The following is a 20,620-nucleotide window of genomic DNA, read 5'->3' as shown; positions in this document are numbered from 1 at the left end:
CACGCAAAACGCGTGCCGCTATGATATCACAACATTATGATTGTGGCAATAGTTGTTTTAGCAAAGCTAATAATTAGTACTTCTCAGGCTCTGGATACTCAACTCCGAAAGTCTCAACTGTAACCTTCTTCATCTTCTGCTCGTTAAGAGGTCTATCTGACCAGTCTGTATCTGTCTCAGCGATTTTGTTAACAACATCCATACCCTCGATAACCTTACCAAATGCAGCATAGTCGCCATCAAGATGTGGACTATTCTTGTGCATAATGAAGAACTGGCTACCTGCTGAGTTTGGCATCATTGTACGAGCCATTGAAAGTACACCTGGCTCATGCTTTAAATCGTTCTTAAAGCCGTTGCTTGTAAACTCACCCTTGATAGAGTATCCTGGGCCACCCATACCTGTTCCGTCTGGATCTCCACCCTGAAGCATAAAGCCCTTGATAACTCTATGGAAGATAACTCCATCATAGAAGTTGTGGTTAATCAAGCTAATAAAGTTATTAACTGTGTTTGGCGCAATCTCAGGATAAAGCTCAGCCTTCATGATATCGCCGTTTTCCATTTCAATTGTAACTACTGGATTCTGTGCCATAATTAATTCTCCTTTAAATAATTTACTCCGCTAGTTTACTAGCTCATCTAAAATCTAGAGCTTCTCTAATACCTCTTGTGCCCCTTTAAGGTAGTTATTCGGCATATCGAAGATGCGTCCTGCATCTGCAGCTGTTGCGAAAGCTCTATCCATTGGCATCTTGCCAAGCACTGGAATATTAAGGCTAGCTGCAACCTCATCAATGTGGCTTTCACCAAAGATTTCGATTTTCTTTCCACAATCTGGGCATGAAATATATGAGTAGTTTTCAACAAGGCCAAGCACTGGAATGTGCATCATATCCGCCATGTTGTATGCCTTCTTAACAATCATCTGTACTAATTCCTGTGGGCTTGTTACGATAACAATTCCATCTACAGGAAGTGACTGGAAGCATGTAAGAGGAACATCACCTGTTCCAGGTGGCATATCTACGAATAAATAATCGATATCGCCCCACTGTGTGTCTGTCCAGAACTGCTTTACAACGCCTGCGATAACTGGACCTCTCCAGATAACTGGTGCTTCCTCATCCTCAAGCATAAGGTTGATAGACATGATTTTTGTACCATCCTCAGCAACCTCTGGGAATGTACCATCATCGTTAGCCATAGCTGGGCCGTGTACACCAAACATCTTTGGAATAGATGGGCCGGTGATATCTGCATCAAGAATACCAACACTATAACCTGCTCTAGCCATAACACCAGCAAGTGAAGATGTAACTAATGATTTACCAACTCCACCCTTACCAGATACAACTCCGATAACATGTTTTATATTAGAATTCTTATTTTGCTCTTCTAAAAATGCTGTATTTCTAACACCCTTTTTTGCTGCCTCTGCAGAAGGACAGCCCTCACAAGAGCCTCTGCTACAAGAACTAGCTGAAGCACATGTTTCTTTCTCTGCCATTATTAGACCTCCTAATTTCTGTAATCCGTCAAACATTATATCACAATTACCTTAAATGCCCTACAATTCATAGGTTTATTTAAGAAAACATTAATAAAAATATGCTTGTTGATATTCGCATCAACCAGTAACTCGACTTATCCACAATTTCCACAATGGATTTTTTTCAGTTGAGGATAACTTCTATTTTCCATGTTATTAACATATTTATCCACAAATTGCACTCAATCAAAATCCAAACAAACGTTGATTTCATCAGCGATAACGTTTTAGTGATACACATTTCAACAAACAAAGTTTTCCCCAAAAGTTATCCACAATTGTAAATAACTACACATTTGGTTGAAAAACTTCTGCTAATAATGGATAATCATTGTAGAATTTTTATTTTAGGGAGCAACAATGTCAGATACAAAAAAAGTATTGTCCTTTGCCGTGGAACTAGGAGACATTCTTCTTAGAAATGGAGCAGAGGTTTACAGGGTCGAGGACAGTGTCCTCGCCATTTTAAATTCATATGATATTACAGACTGTGATGTGTATGTATTGAGCAACGGAATATTTGCAAGTGCAGATGAAGTTACCGAACACGCCAGCTCGATGATCAGACATGTACCGATGTATCCAACCCACTTAGGACGTATCGCCGGGCTGAATGCTTTATGCCGTGAAGTCTGTTCAAAAGAGATCACACTAGATGAAGCATGGGCAAAGCTGGAAGAATGTAAACGAATTCCTTCTTACAATTTTCCAATGTTGATAATTGCTACTGCCATTGGATGTGGTGGATTTTCTTATCTATATGGAGGAACAGTTTTAGATGCTTTAATCGCCTGCATAGTTGGTGCAGTCCTTAGATTATTCCTTCATTTTGAAGCACGCATGGGTAATTCCAAAACAATTACTAACGTACTAGCAAGTATGGTTATATCCCTCACTGCTATTCTCTTTTATGCAGTAGGGCTTCCAGTTCACTACGACAAAATAATCATCGGTGCAATTATGCCATTAGTACCAGGTATTCCTCTTACTAACAGCATTCGTGATTTTATCAACAGTGACTACTTGTCCGGCTCTATTCGACTTATAGACGCCCTTCTTACAGCCTTCTGTATTGCTGTAGGTGTTGGTGTTGTTATCACCTTTGCTCATTTCATAGGAGGAGGTGCTTACATCTAATGATAGCTGATTACATTATTCAATTTATAGTAGCTATGGTAGCCACATTAGCATTTGCAATGATTTTTTCCGCACCAAAATCCGAGCTTCTATTTTGTGGACTCTCCGGTGCCATTGGCTGGATATCCTACTCTATAATATCCACAGTCCTTGGTGCACCAACACTTGGAAACATGATAGGTTCTTTGTTCCTTACACTGTTTTCACGTTCACTGGCTGTAAAAAGAAAAAATCCCGTCACCGTGTACCTTATAGCGGGAATATTCCCATTGGTACCTGGTGCCGGAATCTACTATACTTCTTACTATTTAATTATGAACAACATGGAAACCTTCGGTTCTTATGGGTTATCCACCATCAAAACAGCAGGTGCAATCGTAATGGGAATCATCTTTGGTATGGCGTTCCCTCAAAGCTGGTTTAATACAGTTTTTGCACCTTCCTGTCATAAGTCATCAAGCCATTAACCTCATCTTCGATGTCAGTAGCTTGAGTAAATACAGCAGCACTTAGTCCCTCTTCCTGGAGGGACTTTATTTTTGCCATAAGCTCATCATAAGCATTCTGCAACTCATGTTGCTGTTGATATTTTTTGTATCCATAAACAGCGTCTCTCTTCACGTGAGTACCCACTTTAAGAGAATATCCACCATATTCAGAGATAACATAAGGTCTTCTGTTTCGCTTTACCTTTAATTCTTCAAAATAAACATGCTCAGAAAAGACATCTCCACAACCCTCATGGAACCAGCCGGAAGCAGCATCAATAGGCCTTGTATCATCGATTTCTCTGGCAAAATCAAGGCAACCTGCAGCATCAAACTGCCCCCATCCCTCATTAAATAGGCACCACTGGCCTAATGAAGGCACATTATAAAGCTGATGCATCATTTCCTTGCATTCTTTAAACCATACTTCCTTTGATTTTTCAGTGTTTCTTCCGGTAAATCTAAGGAAAAGTCTATTTTTATCCTTTGCATTACCAAATGGACGTACCACAGTAGGAATATTGCAAATCATGTTCATATCGTATTTTGTACCACCATTTACAATATCCTGCCAAACTATCATTCCTAGCCTGTCACAATGGAAGTACCAGCGCATAGGCTCGATTTTGCAGTGCTTACGAATCATATTGAAGCCCAATGATTTGATGGTTTCAATATCATTTATCATGGCCGCATCAGATGGTGGAGTCATAAGACTCTCAGGATAGTACCCCTGATCCAATATACCATTCATAAAATAAGGCTTATGATTCAATGTAAGGCGAGGAATTCCCTTTTCGTCCCTAGCCACACCAAAATGCCTCATGGCAAAGTATGTAGAAAAGCTGTCCTTGCCATAGCTTATATTTAAAAAGTAAAGTACCGGGTCTTCTGGTGACCACAGCTGATACTGATTGAGTTCTATAGTCACATAAAGCTTATCATCCTTGATATTATTAACCCTGTACTCTTTTATTAAATCTTGATTTGAGGATGATATATCCAGATGTCCCTTCATTTCAGACACCTTTATTATCATATTTAGCTTATTTCCATCAATGTCTGGATTAATCTTTAAATCCGTCACAAAAGCATCTGGCACCCATTCCATCCATACAGTCTGCCAAATACCACTTTGAGCCGTATACCACATGCCTGATGGCTCAATACATTGTTTTCCTCTGGCATATCCAATTCTGTCTGTATAGTCCCTAACCTTAACTTTTAGCTCGTTATTTCCCTCTACAACGTAATCTGTGATATCAAAGGTAAATGCAGTAAATCCACCTTCATGGGAGCCTAAATTAATACCATTTAAAGACACATGGGCCACCTGATCAACAGCTCCAAAGTGAAGTAACAAATGCTTAGATTTTTTCACCTTATCTATCTCAAACACCTTTGTGTATTCCAATGTTTCCTCCGGAAGAAGGATGTGCATATCCGTACCAGAAAGCTTAGTTTCTGGTGAAAAAGGGACAAGTATACTGCCTGAACTGCATACTTGTCCCTTACCATTTATAATTCGATAGTCCCACTGACCATTTAAATTAATATAAGATTTGCGCTGAAGCTGAGGACGTGGATACTCTAACAAGCCCTCAAACTTGTAATCCGTGCTCAACTCATATGTCTTTGAATCTTTGCTAGGCTTAGCAATAGCTCCAAGCATCTCTTTCCAATACATAACTAACCCCCTAGTCCGCAAGTTACGCCTACAAGCCTTAGAGTTTCTCCGCTCGACAACACGTCTCGCTTGAGAAACCTAAGAGCTTGCAGTCTACTTGCTCATCTAATTATATTCTTACCTCAGATGATTTGCGCTTTACCCAGGTGCGGTATACCACGATGAGGCAGATGCTGTGGACACTAAGTGTCAACAGCCAGCTTCCTGGGTATGAGAAAAACAGTACTGATTGTGTATGATGAACATGGAAATATGTGGCAATCCAAATTAATCTGGTTACACATGCTCCCAACAACGACACTATCATAGGAACTGTAGAACGTCCCAATCCTCTCAGCCCACCTGTTAGTGTATCCATGACTCCACAAAGGAAATATGGACAGCAAACCCAGAAAAGACGCAGTGTTCCGGCTGCTATTGCATCTGCACTGTCTGTGTATATACCAAGCAGTGGAGTTGCAAAATGGTAGGCTAAATTGCCCATTGTAAGACCAACTACAATTACTATACCAAGTGTCTCAAATATAACCTTCTTAACACGATGCTCATCTCCAGCTCCATAGTTCTGACCAACAAAGGTAACAGTAGTTTGAGATACTGAGTTCATTGATACATATACAAAGCCTTCTATGCTGGCAGCAGCTGACGATCCAGCTATTACCGCAGTACCAAATGAATTGATTGCCGACTGGATAACAACATTAGATAAAGAGAACACAGTTCCCTGAATTCCGGCAGGTAATCCAATTCTTATAATACGATTTAATATTCTCTTATCTATTTTAATCTTAGAAAACTCAAGTCGTAATGCATCTTCTTGCTTCATAAAGAACCCAACTAATAGTAAACAAGAGATATAGCTAGATGTGGCAGTGGCAATAGCAACTCCTGCGACACCCATATTGAAACAAATAACCAGAATAAGATTAAGAATAACATTCACAACACCGGCAATACTAAGGAAAACAAGAGGATGAGTAGTATCTCCTGCTGCCCTAAGAATTGCTGCCAGGAAGTTGTACAGCATGATAGCTGGCATTGCAATGAAATATATACGAACATACAAGGCAGCCAAGCCAATAACATCTTCAGGTGACCCCATTATCTCAAGTATAGGTCTGGCTAAAAACAATCCAACAAATACAAGAAATACGCCACAAATCAATGAAAAAGCAGTACTTGTATGAACTGTCTTTTTAACGTCATCATGGTGATTTGCGCCATAAAACTGAGCTGCGCATACATTTGCACCAACGGACATACCAATAAACAAGTTAGTCATTAAATTTATAAGAGCACCTGTGGAACCTACGGCTGCTAGACTCGCTTCGCCGGCAAAACGACCCACAACTATTACATCAGCTGCATTAAAAAGAAGTTGCAAAACACCTGATAAAATAATAGGTATTGTAAAGATAATTAATTTGCCCAAGAGCGGGCCATGGATCATATCGATTTTTTTTGATTTATTCATAGGATGATTGTAGCACTTTACCATGCAAAATAAAAGCTTGAGGGCAAGCCCACATGGACTTGCCCTCATAAAATTAAAGAAAGAAATTATAGGAAAAATCTATACTTCTAAAAGAATAGATATTGCCCTTAAAGGAATTATTTTGAAGCAACCTCAGCCTTGAGTGCCTCTGTAAGAGCTGGAAGGATCTTGTTAAGATCTCCAACGATACCGTAATCAGCTACGTCAAAGATAGGAGCTGTCTCATCTTTGTTGATAGCGATGATGATATCTGACTCTTCCATACCTGCTGTATGCTGGATAGCACCAGAGATACCGATTGCAAAGTAAACGTTAGGACGAACTGTCTTACCTGTCTGACCTACCTGAAGATCCTTTGGCTTCCAGCCAGCATCTACTACTGCACGTGAGCAAGATACTGTACCACCAAGAACCTCTGCAAGATCATCAAGGAGCTTGAAGTTCTCTGGAGAACCAACTCCACGACCACCAGATACAAGGATCTTTGCATCCATGATATCTACTGTTGTTGCAACGTTCTTTACGATGTTAAGAATCTCAACGAATCTATTGTTTTCCTTAAGCTCTGGCTTGAAGTTGATAACTTCTGCCTTGCGACCTGCCTGCTTTTCAAGCTTCTGCATAACACCTGGACGAACTGTAGCCATCTGTGGACGGTTGTCTGGGCATGCGATTGTAGCGATTGTGTTTCCACCGAATGCTGGACGAGTCATAAGAAGCTGATTGTGCTTCTGCTCCTGACCTTCTCTAGCCTGAAGTGGGAAATCACCAATCTCAAGTGATGTACAGTCAGCTGTAAGACCTGTCTTAACTCTAGCTGAAACTGTAGGACCAAGATCACGACCGATAGCTGTTGCACCAACAAGCATGATTTCTGGCTTGTACTCATTAATATAAGCTGTAAGAGCCTGTGCATATGGCTCTGTACGATATGTTTCAAGTGCTGGATCATCAATAACAACAACCTTGTCTGCACCGTACTCAGCGAGCTCATCTGCAAGGTTAGCAATGCCTGAACCAAGTACTACTGCTGTTACATCTGTTCCTAAATCTGCTGCAAGCTCATGTGCCTTACCGATAAGTTCGAAGGCAATTGAGCTAAGTTTATTATCAACCTGCTGAGCGAATATAGCTACGCCCTTGTATTCTTCTAATGACATTATATTTGCCTCCTCTTATTAAATTACATGCTTTTCTTTAAGCTTGCCAACGATATATTCTACTGACTCCTTAGGATCAAGTGCAACCTTCTCGCCTGCACCCTTACGTACCTTATCAGAAGCCTTTGCAATCTTTGTTGGAGAACCAGCAAGACCGATGTTTGCATCATCAAGATCTGTAAGATCATCACGGCCCCATACTGTTACTTCCTTATCATAAGCATCAAAGATTCCGCCTGGAGTCATATAACGTGGCTCGTTGAGCTCTGAAAGAGCTGTAATAAGACATGGCATCTGAGCCTTAATCTCATGATATCTGTCTTCATACTGACGCTTAACGATTACGCTGTTTCCTTCAACCTTGATGTCCTCTGCATAAGAGATAACTGGAAGACCAAGGTGCTCAGCGATCTGTGGACCAACCTGAGCTGTATCACCATCGATAGCCTGACGACCTGTGATGATAAGATCATAATCAAGTTTCTTTACTGCAGCTGCAACTGTTGAAGATGTAGCCCATGTATCTGCGCCACCGAGGCGTCTATCTGTAACAAGTACTGCTTCATCAGCGCCCATAGCAAGAGCTTCACGAAGCATATCATCTGCCTTAGGAAGTCCCATTGTAAGAACTGTAACCTTTGCACCTGTCTCATCCTTGATACGAAGAGCAGCCTCAAGGCCTGCCTTGTCATCAGGATTCATAATTGCGAGCATAGCTGCTCTATCAAGAGTTCCATCTGGGTTAAACTTAACGCCGCCCTTTGTATCAGGAACCTGTTTAATACATACTACGATATTCATGTATTTAATCTCCTTTAACTTAAATGCTACTAATCAAAATTATTTGAGCATTGAGCCAGAGATAACCATTCTCTGAACCTCAGATGTTCCCTCATAAATTTCTGTAATCTTTGCATCACGCATCATGCGCTCAACATCGTACTCTCTTGTATAACCGTAACCACCGTGGAGCTGAACAGCCTTTGTAGTAACAGCCATAGCAGCCTCAGCAGCGAAAAGCTTAGCCTCAGCAGCTTCTACAGAGTAGCTTGTCTTGTGATCAACAAAATACTGATCCTTTGTGCAAGCAGCCTTGTAAACAAGATACTTAGCAGCATCCATACGAGCCTTCATATCAGCAAGCTGGAATGATGTATTCTGGAATGCAGCGATTGGACGACCAAACTGCTTTCTCTCCTTTACGAAATCAATTGTCGCGTCGATTGAGCCTTCACCAATACCAAGTGCCTGAGCAGCGATACCAATACGTCCACCATCAAGTGTGTGCATAGCGATACCAAATCCCTTACCTCTCTGTCCAAGGAGGTTCTCCTTTGGAATACGGCAATCCTGGAAAATAAGCTCGTATGTAGAAGAAGCACGGATACCCATCTTCTTCTCCTTTGTACCGAATGTAAATCCTGGTGTGTCCTTCTCTACGATGAATGCAGAGAACTTCTTAGACTTACGTCCCTTAGCATCTTCAACGATATCTGTAACTGCGATAACGATGTAGATGTCAGCTTCCTTACCGTTTGTGATGAAGCACTTAGAACCGTTAAGTACCCAAGAATCTCCATCTTCAACAGCCTTTGTCTGAGCACCCTGAGCATCTGTACCAGCGCCTGGCTCTGTAAGTGCGAATGCACCAAGCTTCTTACCACTTGCAAGTGGAACTAAGTACTTCTGCTTCTGCTCTTCTGTACCATATGTAAGAATAGGATCGCAGCAAAGTGATGTATGTGCTGAAACGATAACACCTGTTGTACCGCAAACCTTTGAAAGCTCCTCTACGCACATGATGTATGTAAGAACATCACATCCCTGTCCGCCGTACTCCTTTGGTACTGGAATACCCATGAAGCCATACTTCATCATCTTCTCAACGTTCTCACGTGGGAAGCACTCTGTCTCATCAATTTCCTGAGCAACTGGCTTAACTTCATTCTGAGCGAAATCTCTGAATAACTGTCTAGCCATCTCATGCTTTTTATCTAATGTAAAATCCATGATCTGAATCTCCTTTATTATTAATTACTGAGCGTCTACAGCAGTCTTTGTACGGTCTGCGTTGTATACGTAGAATCCCTTACCAGACTTGCAGCCAAGGTTACCACCACGAACCATCTTACGAAGAAGTGGGCAAGCACGATACTTGCTGTCACCTGTTTCGTTGTAAAGAACGTCCATGATTGCAAGGCAAATATCAAGACCGATGAAATCACCAAGCTCAAGTGGTCCCATTGGATGGTTAGCACCAAGCTTCATAGCTGCATCGATACCAGCGATATCAGAAACACCTTCCATCTTGATGAAAGCAGCTTCGTTGATCATTGGGATAAGGATACGGTTTACTACGAAACCAGCAGCCTCGTTAACCTGTACAGGAGTCTTTCCGATTTCCTCAGAAATCTTCTTGATTGTCTCTACAGTCTCAGCAGGTGTGTTAACACCAGCGATAACTTCTACAAGCTTCATTCTATCTGCAGGATTGAAGAAGTGCATACCGATCATTGGACGGTTAAGACCATTTCCGATTTCTGTGATAGAAAGTGAAGATGTGTTTGAAGCGAAGATGCACTCAGGCTTAGCGATTTCGTCAAGCTCCTTGAATGTTGTCTTCTTAACTTCCATATTCTCGAAAGCAGCCTCTACGATGAGGTCGCAATCCTTGCAAAGGTCTTCCTTAAGACCTGGAGTAATCTTAGCTAAGATAGCATCTACAGCTGCCTGCTCCATTTTGCCTTTTTCAACAAGTCTTGCATAACCCTTAGCAATCTTGTCCTTTCCGCCTTCTGCCCACTCCTGCTTAATATCGCAAAGAGCTACTTCATAACCATCAACCATAGCAAATGCCTTAGCAATGCCCTGGCCCATTGTACCTGCGCCAATTACGCCTACCTTCATTTTTAGTTCCTCCTGAATAATATAGTCCGTGACATATTTTAGTTTTTCTCTCGCCTGTTACAGCTACAAGCCTGATGATTTCTTCGCTCGACAACACGTCTCGCTTAAGAAATATCAGAGCTTGATGCTTACAGGCTGTTTAAACTTACATTATATGTCACTCACTTAATATTTATATTTTTTTGAATAATAGAATATTCAAATGTAGTCTTATTGTCTTAACGATTAACCTTCGTACTTCTCTACGATTGTAGCGCAACCCATTCCGCCACCGATGCAAAGAGTAGCAAGACCCTTCTTGTACTCTGGGTTGTGAATCATATCGTAAAGTAATGTTACAAGAATACGAGCACCTGAAGCTCCTACTGGATGTCCAAGAGCGATAGCACCACCGTTTGGATTGAGCTTGTTAAGATTGAAGCCAAGCTCCTTACCAACTGCTACTGACTGAGCAGCGAATGCTTCGTTTGCTTCGTATACATCAAGATCATCAATTGTAAGACCTGCCTTAGCAAGAGCCTTCTTTGTTGCTGGAACTGGACCAACACCCATGATTTCTGGAGCGCATCCGCCAAGTGCACCAGCTACCCATGTAGCAAGTGGCTTAACACCAAGTTCCTTAGCCTTCTCCTCAGACATAACAACAAGTGCAGCTGCACCATCGTTGATACCTGAAGCATTACCAGCTGTAACAACTCCGTTTGGATAAAGAGCCTTAAGCTTAGCAAGACCTTCCATTGTTGTACCAGGTCTTGGGCCTTCATCTGTATCGAAAAGGATTGTCTCCTTCTTCTTCTTAATTTCTACAGGAACGATCTCATCCTTGAATGCACCAGCTTCGATAGCCTTGCAAGCCTTGTTCTGAGAGTTAACTGCGAACTCATCAAGCTCTTCTCTTGTGAGCTTCCACTGCTCAGCTACGTTATCAGCTGTCTTGATCATGTGGTAATCATTGTATGCATCCCAAAGAGCATCCTTTACCATTGTATCTACTAAAGCACCCTGGCTGTTTGATGGCCATGTCATTCTGTAACCGAAACGACCATTTGGAAGTGCGAATGGAGCAAGTGACATGTTCTCCATACCACCAGCTACAACAACATCAGCGTCACCAGCGATAATCATCTGAGCTGCCTGGTTTACGCAGTTAAGACCTGAACCACAAACAACGTTTGTAGTAACAGCTGTTGTCTCGTTTGGAAGACCAGCCTTGATAGCTGCCTGACGAGCAACGTTCTGTCCTAAACCTGCCTGGATAACGCATCCCATGTATACGTGCTCTACGTCCTCTGGCTTGATTCCAGCTCTCTTAACTGCTTCCTTAATTACGATAGCACCTAAGTCTACTGCTGGAGTGTTGCTAAGTGATCCGCCCATTGTACCAATGGCTGTTCTACATGCGCTAGCAATAACTACTTTTTTTCCCATTTTTTCTTTCTCCTTTGTAGAAATAATTTGTTTTCGGTATAGATAAGTACCTTCTTTTGTCAAAATTCCACAATTATCAGCTTTTAAAACTGTTAATTTTTTAACGAACCTCTTCAAAAAAAAAGCGCTCACCTCTCGCCGTCGTTGTGAAAATATTAACACAACTCCAATTTCATTTCAATGAGAATTTTTGTCATACTTTACTATGTAAATGGTAACTTTCAGAATATTCATCATCAAGTTACTCAATTCTCACACTCCGCTCGTTAAATAATTATCAAGAAATGGCTTATTTTCGTTAAAAAGGAAACCACAATTTTAAATTGCGGTTTCCGAATTGTGTCTATGCATGTGAAAATTTATTATAAATTCGAACATGCTATTATTCTCTAATCCATACCTGCATCTCGTTTTCGCCTCTATTTGCCCATGCATAATATGGAATAAACTTAATCTTTGTCTTTTCTTTCTTTAATGTATCTGTTGAATATAATGAGGTTCCATAATTGGTCACAAGTCTCTCTGCATCACCCTCAATAACACCTACACCATTCAAAAGCTTTTCGTCAAAATGATATTCAAGCTTATTGTCAGCAGGTAAACTGATGTTATTAAGATTATCTCCGTTATCAACACCTTCTATACAATAAACAAAAGGACCTCTGCCGATTGCAACCTTGCCATTATTCTCGGATACAAGTGGGTTACAATAATAACGTCTTACAGACATTTTAAACTTTAGAACCATGCTGACTTTTCCATTAGCTTCCATATCCAGATAATGATAGCCTTGATCAGCACTTATAGGTACTTCTTTTCCATCAACTATAAGACACTTTTCGTCTGCCCAAGCTGGAATTCTAATTCCAAATCTGATTCTATCAGCCCCTGAATTCTTAACAGAGACTTTCACAGTTTCGTCCCAAGGGAACTCAGTCTCTTGAATTATTTCCACATAGTTGTTTCCAACGTTGATGTGAGACTCAGAATCAATATACTGATTGAGCAGAATTCCGTTTTCCTTAACTGTGTAGATATAGTCATCAAGCGATGTAATCATTCTTGCCAGATTAGGAGGACAACATGCACATCCAAGCCAAGCTGGACGAACAGGCTTTACATGACTTTTGGTAGGATCCAGCTTTGACTTTTTAGGATTTACTTCAAGAGGGTTTACATAGAAGAAATGTTTACCATCAAGTGCCATTCCAGCCAACGCGCAGTTGTACAGTGCTCGTTCCATTACCTCTGCATATTCACTATTTGGCTCTATTCTAAGCATTTGTCTTGCAAAGAAAATTAGTCCAATTGCAGCGCAGGTTTCACAGTACATGGTGTCATTTGGCAAGTCATAATCAAGTGTAAATGACTCTCCTATAACGGTAGAGCCAATACCTCCTGTAATGAACATTCGCTTTTCTACAACATCTTTCCAAAGACGTTTGCATGCTTCGAAGATTTCTTTATCTCCTGTTTCTGCAGCTAAATCTGCAAGTGCAGTACACATATATACCAGTCTTACTGCATGGCCTTCTGCAGTTTCCTGCTCAAGTATTGGCTTATGATTTTGGAAATATGTGTCAGGCATGTTCTCAATTCCATTTAACGCATTAGGACCATCATATTCCTTTGCCTGCTCTTTGAAAAACTGAGGATTCTTTCCTCTTTCAAGCAAGAAGTACTTTGCCAAATTCAAATAGCGTTTTTCCTCAGTTGCTCTGTATAATCTCAGCAAGCCTATTTCGATTTCCTCATGTCCATCATAGCCATGAATTTTTCCGTCCTCTGGCCCAAAGTTCGCATCAATATTATCAGCACATTTTTTTGCTACATTAAGTACTTTTTCATTTCCTGTAGCATCATGATAAGCCACTGCAGCCTCAATAAAATGACCCATACAATATAGCTCATGGCTGCCTGCTAATCTTTTGTATCTACTTTCCAATCCCAAGATTGAAAAGTAAGTATCTAAGTATCCGTCATCTTCTTGGGCGTCAGCTATTAAATCAATAACTTCCAGTGCTTTAGCCTCAAGCTCAGGATTCATTTTTTCCCTAAGGGAGTATGCTACGGCCTCCAACCATTTATACACATCACTGTCCTGAAAAGTCCAACCATAATGTGTTCCTTTTTCTCGTCCTGCTGCAATTTTAAAATTAGCAATTGCATGGCTTTTCTCATTTGGGATTGAATCGTCGTTTCTTTCCTTCTCAATAACGATATCCGCCTGATCGTTTAAAACGCTCCACTGAAAAGGAATCATTTCTGTCCTTACAAGTCCGCGATATCTTCCCCAAAACTTTGATGTAATACTAATCTGCCCCATGGTAATTCCCCCTTTTTTCATAAAAAATGAAGTCACTATTAAAAGTGACTTCATAATACTCATATTAAATTAAAGCGCAATAGCTGTCTCAAGTGCAAGCTTCATCATCTCTGTGAATGACTTCTGACGATCCTCAGCTGGGATTTCCTCAGATGTAACGAAAGAATCAGAGATTGTAAGCATACATGTAGCGTTCTTTCCAAGCATGTTTGCATTGTTGAAAAGAGCAAAGCTTTCCATTTCTACGCAGTCGCACTGGCAACGCTCTTTAACTGCCTGCCATCCACCCATTTCTGGTGCTGTATAGAACTGATCTGCAGAGTGTACCTTTGCAACCTTTGCATCGATATCAAGCTCCTTAGCCTTTGCAATAGCGATATCATTGATCTTCTTGCTTGGGTAAAGAGTCTTCTCCTCTACGCCATTTGTGTACTTAGCAAATGTGCTGTCTGAATATGCGCTCTCAGAAATAACTACATCAAGAACGTTAAGCTTGTCTGTGTAGCTTCCTGCAGAACCGATACGGATGATGTTTTCTACATCATAGAAAGCATAAAGCTCGTATGAGTAGATACCGATTGAAGGCATACCCATACCACTAGCCATTACAGATACTGGTACTCCCTTGTATGTTCCTGTGAAACCAAGGCAGTTACGAACTGTATTAACACATTTTACATCCTCTAAGAAATTTTCTGCTACAAACTTTGCTCGTAATGGATCGCCTGGCATAAGTACTGTCTTGGCGAAATCCCCTTTTTTCGCTTCATTATGTGGTGTTGCCATAAAACAAACCTCCTTTATTAATTATAATTATAGAAATAATGGGCATTTATAACTGTACCCGAAGTTCTATCTAAAAATCCTGCCTGCCCAGCAGCTACCTGTGATTCGTGCAAGCTCTGAGCATATGAATAAGTACAGAAGAATAAAGCATCTGTATTTGTATTTCCTGCAATTGCCTGAGCTGCCGCGTATTGGCATGCACTGTTTGGCCCCTCTGCAAGAATCATGGCCACACGACCTGATGTTACTGGCGCAAACTGACCTGATGCATATATTACACCGGAAACTGTGTTAGGAAACTTTGAGCTGGCTACACGGTTCATAACAACTGAACCAACTGCCAAACGGCCGGCGTCTCCCTGATTTGCTGCTTCTGCCTGAATAAGAGCTGCAAGGATAAGTGTTTCCTCGTCTGTGGTGGTGTAACCGCCAGTATATCCACCAGTTTCACCTGCAAGCTTTTCAGCCAATGCAACCTGAGCTGCCTCATATTGCTGCTGAATCTTTTGCTCGTATGCTTTTGCTTCTTCTAACTGTTTTTCTAATTCCTCGATAGCAGCCTCTGTAAGCTCTATCTGAGAATTTGTTGTATTTAATGCTGAAGTGGTGCTGCTTACAAGTGTACCAAGCTCCGACCTCTTGCTCTGAAGAGTATCCTGGTATGCTGTAAGCTCGTCATTTTTAGTCTCGATAGCAGACTTGGTATCTTCCAACTCCTGCTGAGTTTCTTCGTATTTTTCTATGGCATCCTGATCGTAAGCTGTAATCTGTGCCATATATTCAAGACGTTGTAAAAACTCCGAAATAGAACCGCTTTCCAAAAAATTAACAAGCGTGTTTGTAGATTTGTTTTCGTACATGTACTGAATGCGAGCCTTCATGGCTTCCTTTTGTGTATCCAAGGAAGCTTGTGTTGTTTCAAGCTTTTCATTCAAAGATTCGATATCTGCTTCTACAAGTGCTATGCTGTCTTCCGTTTCGGAAATTTCACTTGATACAGTGGTAATCTGAGTATTTAAATCACTAATCTGCCCACTAAGTGAAGTTGCCTGGTCCTCAAGCTGTCCCTTTGCATCCTCTACCTGTTGCTTGGCATTGTTGATATCATCAACAGCCTGTGAGGCATTTTCCGACTCTTGTTTTAGTCGATCTACCTCCGATTGTGAAGCTCTGGCAGATGTACTACAAAGGCACAAACTAACCACTAAAAGCAGTGCTAAACTCCCTTTTAGCTTTTTCATTAATTTCTCCTACAATATATATTATCTGCAAGAACTGCTGATTGATTCTACCGCTACTGCTCCACCACGAGTAACTTCAATTTTCTTAAATCGTGATTTGAGTAGTTCTATAATCTCATTGTTCTTGCGCTCTGTCAACATACACTCAAAGAGTACTGAATCAGCGCCAATATCAACAATTTTAACGCTTCCTCCCTGATTGAATACGTTGGCTATTTGAAATGCCTCGGTCTTGGACTCACTGTTGAGCCCATTTACCCTAGCATAAAGTATCTCTTTCATGTGAATTGACATGGTGGTCAAGTCTATTACTTTTATGACCTCAACCATTGCATTGAGCTGCTTTTTAATCTGCTCAAATGTGGCATCGTCAGCTTTAACCGAAATAGTCATTCTAGAAACATCGTCTCTTTCTGTCGTACCAACAGTGAGAGTTTGAAGGTTATAAGACTTTGCTGAAAACAATCCTGAAACCTTTGCCAAAACACCAACCTGATTTTCTACATATAATGCAATCCATCTGTTCTTCATATTGTTAGCCCCTCTACATCTACTTCAAAATCATTTCACTAAGTGGTGTACCACTTTTAACCATTGGTAATACTAAATCGTCTGGAGAGACAATAAATTCCAAAACTGTTGGGCCATCTGTATTTGCCCTTGCTGTCTCAAGCGCTGACAATACATCGTCCTGATTAGTAACACGGATAGCTTTGCAGCTGTATCCTTCAGCCCATTTAATAAAGTCTGGATAATAACTTCCATCTGATGCAGAAAGATCTGTAATCTCGTATCTCTTTCCATAGAATAACTGTTGCATCTGACGAACCATGCCCAGATTTGAATTATTAAATATACATATAATAACCGGAATCTTTTCAGTCATTGCAGTGGCCATCTCCTGCATGTTCATTTGGAAGCCACCATCGCCGGTGATTAATACAACTGGCTTTTTAGGATTGCCTACTGACGCTCCAATTGCTGCCGGAAAACCAAATCCCATGGTACCAAGACCACCTGAAGTGATGAATTCCTGACCCTCGCTTAACTTGATAAACTGTGTTGCCCACATCTGATGCTGACCAACATCCGTAACGATGTTTGCATCAAAGAATACCTGATTGATTTTCTCACAGATAAGCTGTGGATTAATACCAACCTTTGTATCAGGCATTGAAAGAGGATGTTCACTCTCCCACTCGTTTATCTTAGCAAGCCATTTTGCTGTGTTCATTGGCTCCGCATATTCTACTAATCGCTCCAGTGCGATTTTAGCATCTGCTGTAACAGGTACATCTACCACTACATTTCTTGAAATAGAGGCAGAAGCAATATCAACGTGAACGATTTTTGCCTTTGGCGCAAATTCATCAAGCTCACCTGTTATTCTATCATTAAAACGTGTGCCAATTGAGAACAGCACATCGCACTCTGTAACTGCTTTGTTGGCAGCAAAGCGGCCGTGCATACCACAATTACCAATAAAAAGCTCATGGTCCTCAGGCATAACACCCTTTCCCATTACTGTAGTAGTAACTGGGACATTCATTTTAGCAGCGAACTCAAGAAGCTCCTTCTCAGCGCCAGAAATTCTAACGCCACCACCAGCAAGGATTAAAGGTTTTTTAGCTGATTTAAGTAAACGATAAGCCTTTTTTAACTGGCCAATATGAACTGTTTCATTAGGGTGATAGCCCCTGATATCAACATGCTCTGGGTACTCAGGGTCGCCAGTCTGAACCTGAATATCCTTTGGAATATCTATAAGTACAGGGCCCGGCTTGCCAGTTGAAGCAACCTGAAATCCCATTTTAATGAGACGGCCCATGTCTTCTCTATCTCTGATTGTCACGCCGTACTTGGTGATTGAACGAGTCATTCCTACGATATCTACCTCTTGGAATGCATCGTTTCCAATAAGGTGAAGAGGAACCTGTCCTGTAAAAATCACCATAGGGATACTGTCATAATAAGCATCTGCAATACCGGTGATTGTATTTGTTGCGCCAGGACCTGAAGTGACTAGGACGACCGCAGTTTTCCCAGTCGCGCGGGCATAGCCTTCCGCCTCATGAACAAGTGCTTGCTCATGACGGCCCAAAATAACACGAATTCCTTCGGTTTTGTATAGCTCATCCACGATGTCAGTAATCATGCCTCCTGGATAAGCGAAAATGGTATCTACGCCTTCTTCTTTAAGTGCCTTAACAAATAACTTCCTTCCAGTAATATTTAATGCCATGTCAGTACCCTCTTAAGTTGTGCCAATTAACGTGTATAAGTTCTAAAATAAAATTCTATATCGTAATAAGTTTGCTCCTCTGATTCTTCCGCAAGCTTCCAATCTGAAAGCTCGTCCAAATTTGGAAAATATGTATCTGCATCGTAAGCATAATCAACATATGTAACAAATGCTCGCTTGCAGTCATTTAACATCATGCGATAGATACTTTCGCCGCCGATGACAAAAATATCATCCTGATTATATTTTTTAAGTTCTTCATCAAGCTCTTCCTTTGAATGAACGATGATTGCATCCTTCACTTCATAATTAGGGTCTCTTGTAAGAACGATATTAACTCTGTTTTTGAGTGGCTTACCATTTGGAAAGCTCTCAAGAGTCTTTCGGCCCATAACAACAACCTTGCCTGAAGTAGTCTCCCTAAAAAACTTCATATCGTCAGGAATGCTCACTAGTAGCTTGTTGTCTTTACCTATTGCCCAATTCTTATCTACTGCAACTATTAAATTCATACGCACCTCCTAGACTGCTATAGGAATATTACGGATTTGTTCGCCAGCCTCGTAACCCTCTACGATGAGGTCATCAGTTGTGAAATCGTAGAAGTTCTTAACATCCGGGTTCAAGCGAACCTTTGGAGCTGGAAGCTCTGGTCGGCTAAGTAATTCCTTTATAGCATCCACGTGTCTATCGTAAATATGTGCATCAGCGATGACATGTATAAGCTGGCCCGGAATCATGTCGTTTACCTGGGCCACCATCATAAGTAGGATTGCATACTGGCAAACATTCCAGTTGTTTGCAGCAAGAACATCCTGTGAACGCTGATTAAGAACCATATTAAGAACTAGCTTGTCTGAATCCTTATCCTTTGTAACATTGTAAGTAGCTGAGTAGCAGCATGGATCCAAATGACCTGTTGCTAAATCATGGAACTGATAAAGGTTTGTCATGATTCTGCGGGAATATGGTGTCTCCTTGAGCTGCTTGAGAACATAATCCATCTGATCAATCATCTCACCCTTGAACTCAAACTTTTCGCCTACAACATAACCGTATGCTGTACCGATTGAGCCTTCTTCATCTGCCCATTGATCCCAAATATGGCCCTTTAAATCCTTGATATTATTTGACTTACGCTGGTAAATCCAAAGGATTTCATCCATAGCTGTTTTAAGTGCTGTCTTTCTAAGAGTAAGAGCTGGGAACTCTTCTCTTAAATCGTATTTATTGACCACACCAAACTGCTTAATTGTATATGCCTTTTCGCCAGTATCCTCCCAGATAGGGCGCACAATTTCATCTTTTGTATCTGTGCCATTTTCTAGAATATCACGGCACATCTCTTTAAAAATCACATCAGCTTTACTCATAACTTATATCTCCTTCGTAAAACTACCTAGACTACGTCTATAATATATTCAGTATAAATTCTACCACAATATCTTGCGGTTTGAATAGTTCTTTTCCTGTTTTTAGTTAATATTTAGTTGTAACCTCTTTCTGCCTAAATTTCCTTGAAAATCCAAGTTAATTGCGTTACTATATCTTGTAGTTGTTAATATCAGACCGTTCCTATTGGAAATATCACGGTCTGTTCTAGGAGAAGAAATGAGTCAAGAAAAGGTAGATAAGAAAAGATACGAGCGCGAGCATCGTAGATCAATTATCAGAAAGAAGAAAATCGAGGAAGCTCTTAGCATCCTTTGTGTAGCCGTTATTGGATTGGCTATTGTTGTTTGGATTGGTTTTTCAATTTATACAAAGGCTACAACAGCAGCTGAAGAAAATGCTACATACGAGTATTACGATATCACTACTGAGGCAATTCAGGATTATCTTGGTACTTTAAATTAATTTCATATGCATGTTAAATGGCCATATCACAAATGTGATATGGCCATTTTTATTTTAAAACTATTTACATTAAGAGGCTATTATAGAATTTCCGAAAGCATTTCTTCGTCTATACCTTCAGCAATAAAATTGATTGTGTCACCGTACTTTGCTCCCAAAGCAATCAGTCCGAATGGAGATTTAGCATTTACTAAACTCCCATTAAAGGATGCTGTTATCTCACAATCCAATTTATTCAATTTCTCTATTAAGGCTGTAGCCGGAAGAGCATGTAGCCCTTCTAGCTCCTTAACCCTATACTCTACAATATTCAT

20 protein-coding genes are annotated in these 20,620 nt (G+C 40.7%); 3 read left to right on the top strand and 17 right to left on the bottom strand.

The window, feature by feature from the left end:
* Positions 1-73 precede the first annotated feature (73 nt).
* The gene (locus BMY66_RS11665; RefSeq protein ID WP_090395285.1) at positions 74-595 is read right to left on the bottom strand and encodes a peptidylprolyl isomerase; all 522 of its coding nucleotides are present in this window, start codon (positions 593-595) and stop codon (positions 74-76) included.
* 54 nt (positions 596-649) lie between these two features.
* Positions 650-1,510 (bottom strand): Mrp/NBP35 family ATP-binding protein, encoded by an 861-nt coding sequence (locus BMY66_RS11660; RefSeq protein ID WP_090395284.1) that lies wholly within the window; start codon positions 1,508-1,510, stop codon positions 650-652.
* Between the two features lie 402 nt (positions 1,511-1,912).
* Here BMY66_RS11660 and BMY66_RS11655 point away from each other — a divergent pair, with 402 nt between their 5' ends.
* A complete protein-coding gene (locus BMY66_RS11655; RefSeq protein WP_044935885.1) occupies positions 1,913-2,689 on the top strand; it encodes a threonine/serine exporter family protein in 777 nt (258 codons plus the stop codon).
* The gene (locus tag BMY66_RS11650; protein ID WP_090395283.1) at positions 2,689-3,156 is read left to right on the top strand and encodes a threonine/serine exporter family protein; all 468 of its coding nucleotides are present in this window, start codon (positions 2,689-2,691) and stop codon (positions 3,154-3,156) included. The genes BMY66_RS11655 and BMY66_RS11650 overlap by 1 nt, the downstream gene beginning before the upstream one ends.
* On the opposite strand, the gene BMY66_RS11645 is transcribed toward BMY66_RS11650, so the two are convergent.
* From BMY66_RS11645 to thyA, 14 genes are all read right to left on the bottom strand, one after another.
* Positions 3,110-4,864: a glycoside hydrolase family 2 protein gene (locus tag BMY66_RS11645; protein WP_090395282.1), complete on the bottom strand. Its 1,755-nt coding sequence runs from the start codon at positions 4,862-4,864 to the stop codon at positions 3,110-3,112. The two genes, BMY66_RS11650 and BMY66_RS11645, sit on opposite strands and share 47 nt — an antisense overlap.
* Positions 4,865-4,973: 109 nt before the next feature.
* Positions 4,974-6,407: an MATE family efflux transporter gene (locus BMY66_RS11640; RefSeq protein WP_090395281.1), complete on the bottom strand. Its 1,434-nt coding sequence runs from the start codon at positions 6,405-6,407 to the stop codon at positions 4,974-4,976.
* Between the two features lie 68 nt (positions 6,408-6,475).
* Positions 6,476-7,519, bottom strand: a complete 1,044-nt coding sequence (locus BMY66_RS11635) for an electron transfer flavoprotein subunit alpha/FixB family protein (RefSeq protein WP_090395280.1) — start codon at positions 7,517-7,519, stop codon at positions 6,476-6,478.
* 18 nt (positions 7,520-7,537) lie between these two features.
* Positions 7,538-8,320 carry an electron transfer flavoprotein subunit beta/FixA family protein gene (locus tag BMY66_RS11630; protein ID WP_044935876.1) on the bottom strand — a complete coding sequence of 261 codons (783 nt, stop codon included), beginning with the start codon at positions 8,318-8,320 and terminating at the stop codon, positions 7,538-7,540.
* A gap of 39 nt (positions 8,321-8,359) precedes the next feature.
* Positions 8,360-9,529 (bottom strand): acyl-CoA dehydrogenase, encoded by a 1,170-nt coding sequence (locus BMY66_RS11625; protein WP_044935874.1) that lies wholly within the window; start codon positions 9,527-9,529, stop codon positions 8,360-8,362.
* 24 nt (positions 9,530-9,553) lie between these two features.
* Positions 9,554-10,426 carry a 3-hydroxyacyl-CoA dehydrogenase family protein gene (locus BMY66_RS11620; protein ID WP_044935872.1) on the bottom strand — a complete coding sequence of 291 codons (873 nt, stop codon included), beginning with the start codon at positions 10,424-10,426 and terminating at the stop codon, positions 9,554-9,556.
* Positions 10,427-10,651: 225 nt separating this feature from the next.
* Positions 10,652-11,854, bottom strand: coding sequence for an acetyl-CoA C-acetyltransferase (locus BMY66_RS11615; protein ID WP_090395279.1), 1,203 nt, complete (start codon positions 11,852-11,854; stop codon positions 10,652-10,654).
* Between the two features lie 382 nt (positions 11,855-12,236).
* A complete protein-coding gene (locus tag BMY66_RS11610) occupies positions 12,237-14,180 on the bottom strand; it encodes a glycoside hydrolase family 127 protein (protein ID WP_090395278.1) in 1,944 nt (647 codons plus the stop codon).
* A gap of 69 nt (positions 14,181-14,249) precedes the next feature.
* Positions 14,250-14,966 carry a purine-nucleoside phosphorylase gene (gene deoD, locus BMY66_RS11605; protein WP_090395277.1) on the bottom strand — a complete coding sequence of 239 codons (717 nt, stop codon included), beginning with the start codon at positions 14,964-14,966 and terminating at the stop codon, positions 14,250-14,252.
* Positions 14,967-14,983: 17 nt separating this feature from the next.
* Positions 14,984-16,207: a cell wall hydrolase gene (locus BMY66_RS11600; RefSeq protein WP_090395276.1), complete on the bottom strand. Its 1,224-nt coding sequence runs from the start codon at positions 16,205-16,207 to the stop codon at positions 14,984-14,986.
* Between the two features lie 21 nt (positions 16,208-16,228).
* Entirely contained in the window at positions 16,229-16,738 is a 510-nt protein-coding gene (gene ilvN, locus BMY66_RS11595) for an acetolactate synthase small subunit (protein WP_033151614.1), read from the bottom strand.
* A gap of 19 nt (positions 16,739-16,757) precedes the next feature.
* On the bottom strand, positions 16,758-18,449 hold the full coding sequence (gene ilvB, locus BMY66_RS11590; RefSeq protein WP_074790071.1) for a biosynthetic-type acetolactate synthase large subunit: 1,692 nt from the start codon (positions 18,447-18,449) through the stop codon (positions 16,758-16,760).
* Between the two features lie 26 nt (positions 18,450-18,475).
* On the bottom strand, positions 18,476-18,961 hold the full coding sequence (locus BMY66_RS11585) for a dihydrofolate reductase (protein WP_090395275.1): 486 nt from the start codon (positions 18,959-18,961) through the stop codon (positions 18,476-18,478).
* A 9-nt stretch (positions 18,962-18,970) separates the two neighbouring features.
* A complete protein-coding gene (gene thyA / locus BMY66_RS11580; protein WP_074790067.1) occupies positions 18,971-19,822 on the bottom strand; it encodes a thymidylate synthase in 852 nt (283 codons plus the stop codon).
* A gap of 238 nt (positions 19,823-20,060) precedes the next feature.
* Here thyA and BMY66_RS11575 point away from each other — a divergent pair, with 238 nt between their 5' ends.
* Positions 20,061-20,306 (top strand): hypothetical protein, encoded by a 246-nt coding sequence (locus tag BMY66_RS11575; RefSeq protein ID WP_074790065.1) that lies wholly within the window; start codon positions 20,061-20,063, stop codon positions 20,304-20,306.
* An 80-nt stretch (positions 20,307-20,386) separates the two neighbouring features.
* On the opposite strand, the gene BMY66_RS11570 is transcribed toward BMY66_RS11575, so the two are convergent.
* Positions 20,387-20,620, bottom strand: a complete 234-nt coding sequence (locus BMY66_RS11570; RefSeq protein WP_074790063.1) for an HPr family phosphocarrier protein — start codon at positions 20,618-20,620, stop codon at positions 20,387-20,389.

This window comes from Pseudobutyrivibrio sp. C4, from assembly GCF_900111635.1.
Taxonomy (GTDB): domain Bacteria; phylum Bacillota; class Clostridia; order Lachnospirales; family Lachnospiraceae; genus Pseudobutyrivibrio; species Pseudobutyrivibrio ruminis.
The sequence above is the reverse complement of the archived record's forward strand: the minus strand, read 5'-3'. Positions and strand labels throughout refer to the sequence as shown.

Coding starts and splice junctions, on each gene's coding strand:
- BMY66_RS11665 (WP_090395285.1), bottom strand. CDS start 595: ATGGCACAGAATCCAGTAGTTACAATTGAAATGGAAAACGGCGATATC.
- BMY66_RS11660 (WP_090395284.1), bottom strand. CDS start 1,510: ATGGCAGAGAAAGAAACATGTGCTTCAGCTAGTTCTTGTAGCAGAGGC.
- BMY66_RS11655 (WP_044935885.1), top strand. CDS start 1,913: ATGTCAGATACAAAAAAAGTATTGTCCTTTGCCGTGGAACTAGGAGAC.
- BMY66_RS11650 (WP_090395283.1), top strand. CDS start 2,689: ATGATAGCTGATTACATTATTCAATTTATAGTAGCTATGGTAGCCACA.
- BMY66_RS11645 (WP_090395282.1), bottom strand. CDS start 4,864: ATGTATTGGAAAGAGATGCTTGGAGCTATTGCTAAGCCTAGCAAAGAT.
- BMY66_RS11640 (WP_090395281.1), bottom strand. CDS start 6,407: ATGAGGGCAAGTCCATGTGGGCTTGCCCTCAAGCTTTTATTTTGCATG.
- BMY66_RS11635 (WP_090395280.1), bottom strand. CDS start 7,519: ATGTCATTAGAAGAATACAAGGGCGTAGCTATATTCGCTCAGCAGGTT.
- BMY66_RS11630 (WP_044935876.1), bottom strand. CDS start 8,320: ATGAATATCGTAGTATGTATTAAACAGGTTCCTGATACAAAGGGCGGC.
- BMY66_RS11625 (WP_044935874.1), bottom strand. CDS start 9,529: ATGGATTTTACATTAGATAAAAAGCATGAGATGGCTAGACAGTTATTC.
- BMY66_RS11620 (WP_044935872.1), bottom strand. CDS start 10,426: ATGAAGGTAGGCGTAATTGGCGCAGGTACAATGGGCCAGGGCATTGCT.
- BMY66_RS11615 (WP_090395279.1), bottom strand. CDS start 11,854: ATGGGAAAAAAAGTAGTTATTGCTAGCGCATGTAGAACAGCCATTGGT.
- BMY66_RS11610 (WP_090395278.1), bottom strand. CDS start 14,180: ATGGGGCAGATTAGTATTACATCAAAGTTTTGGGGAAGATATCGCGGA.
- deoD (WP_090395277.1), bottom strand. CDS start 14,966: ATGGCAACACCACATAATGAAGCGAAAAAAGGGGATTTCGCCAAGACA.
- BMY66_RS11600 (WP_090395276.1), bottom strand. CDS start 16,207: ATGAAAAAGCTAAAAGGGAGTTTAGCACTGCTTTTAGTGGTTAGTTTG.
- ilvN (WP_033151614.1), bottom strand. CDS start 16,738: ATGAAGAACAGATGGATTGCATTATATGTAGAAAATCAGGTTGGTGTT.
- ilvB (WP_074790071.1), bottom strand. CDS start 18,449: ATGGCATTAAATATTACTGGAAGGAAGTTATTTGTTAAGGCACTTAAA.
- BMY66_RS11585 (WP_090395275.1), bottom strand. CDS start 18,961: ATGAATTTAATAGTTGCAGTAGATAAGAATTGGGCAATAGGTAAAGAC.
- thyA (WP_074790067.1), bottom strand. CDS start 19,822: ATGAGTAAAGCTGATGTGATTTTTAAAGAGATGTGCCGTGATATTCTA.
- BMY66_RS11575 (WP_074790065.1), top strand. CDS start 20,061: ATGAGTCAAGAAAAGGTAGATAAGAAAAGATACGAGCGCGAGCATCGT.
- BMY66_RS11570 (WP_074790063.1), bottom strand. CDS start 20,620: ATGAATATTGTAGAGTATAGGGTTAAGGAGCTAGAAGGGCTACATGCT.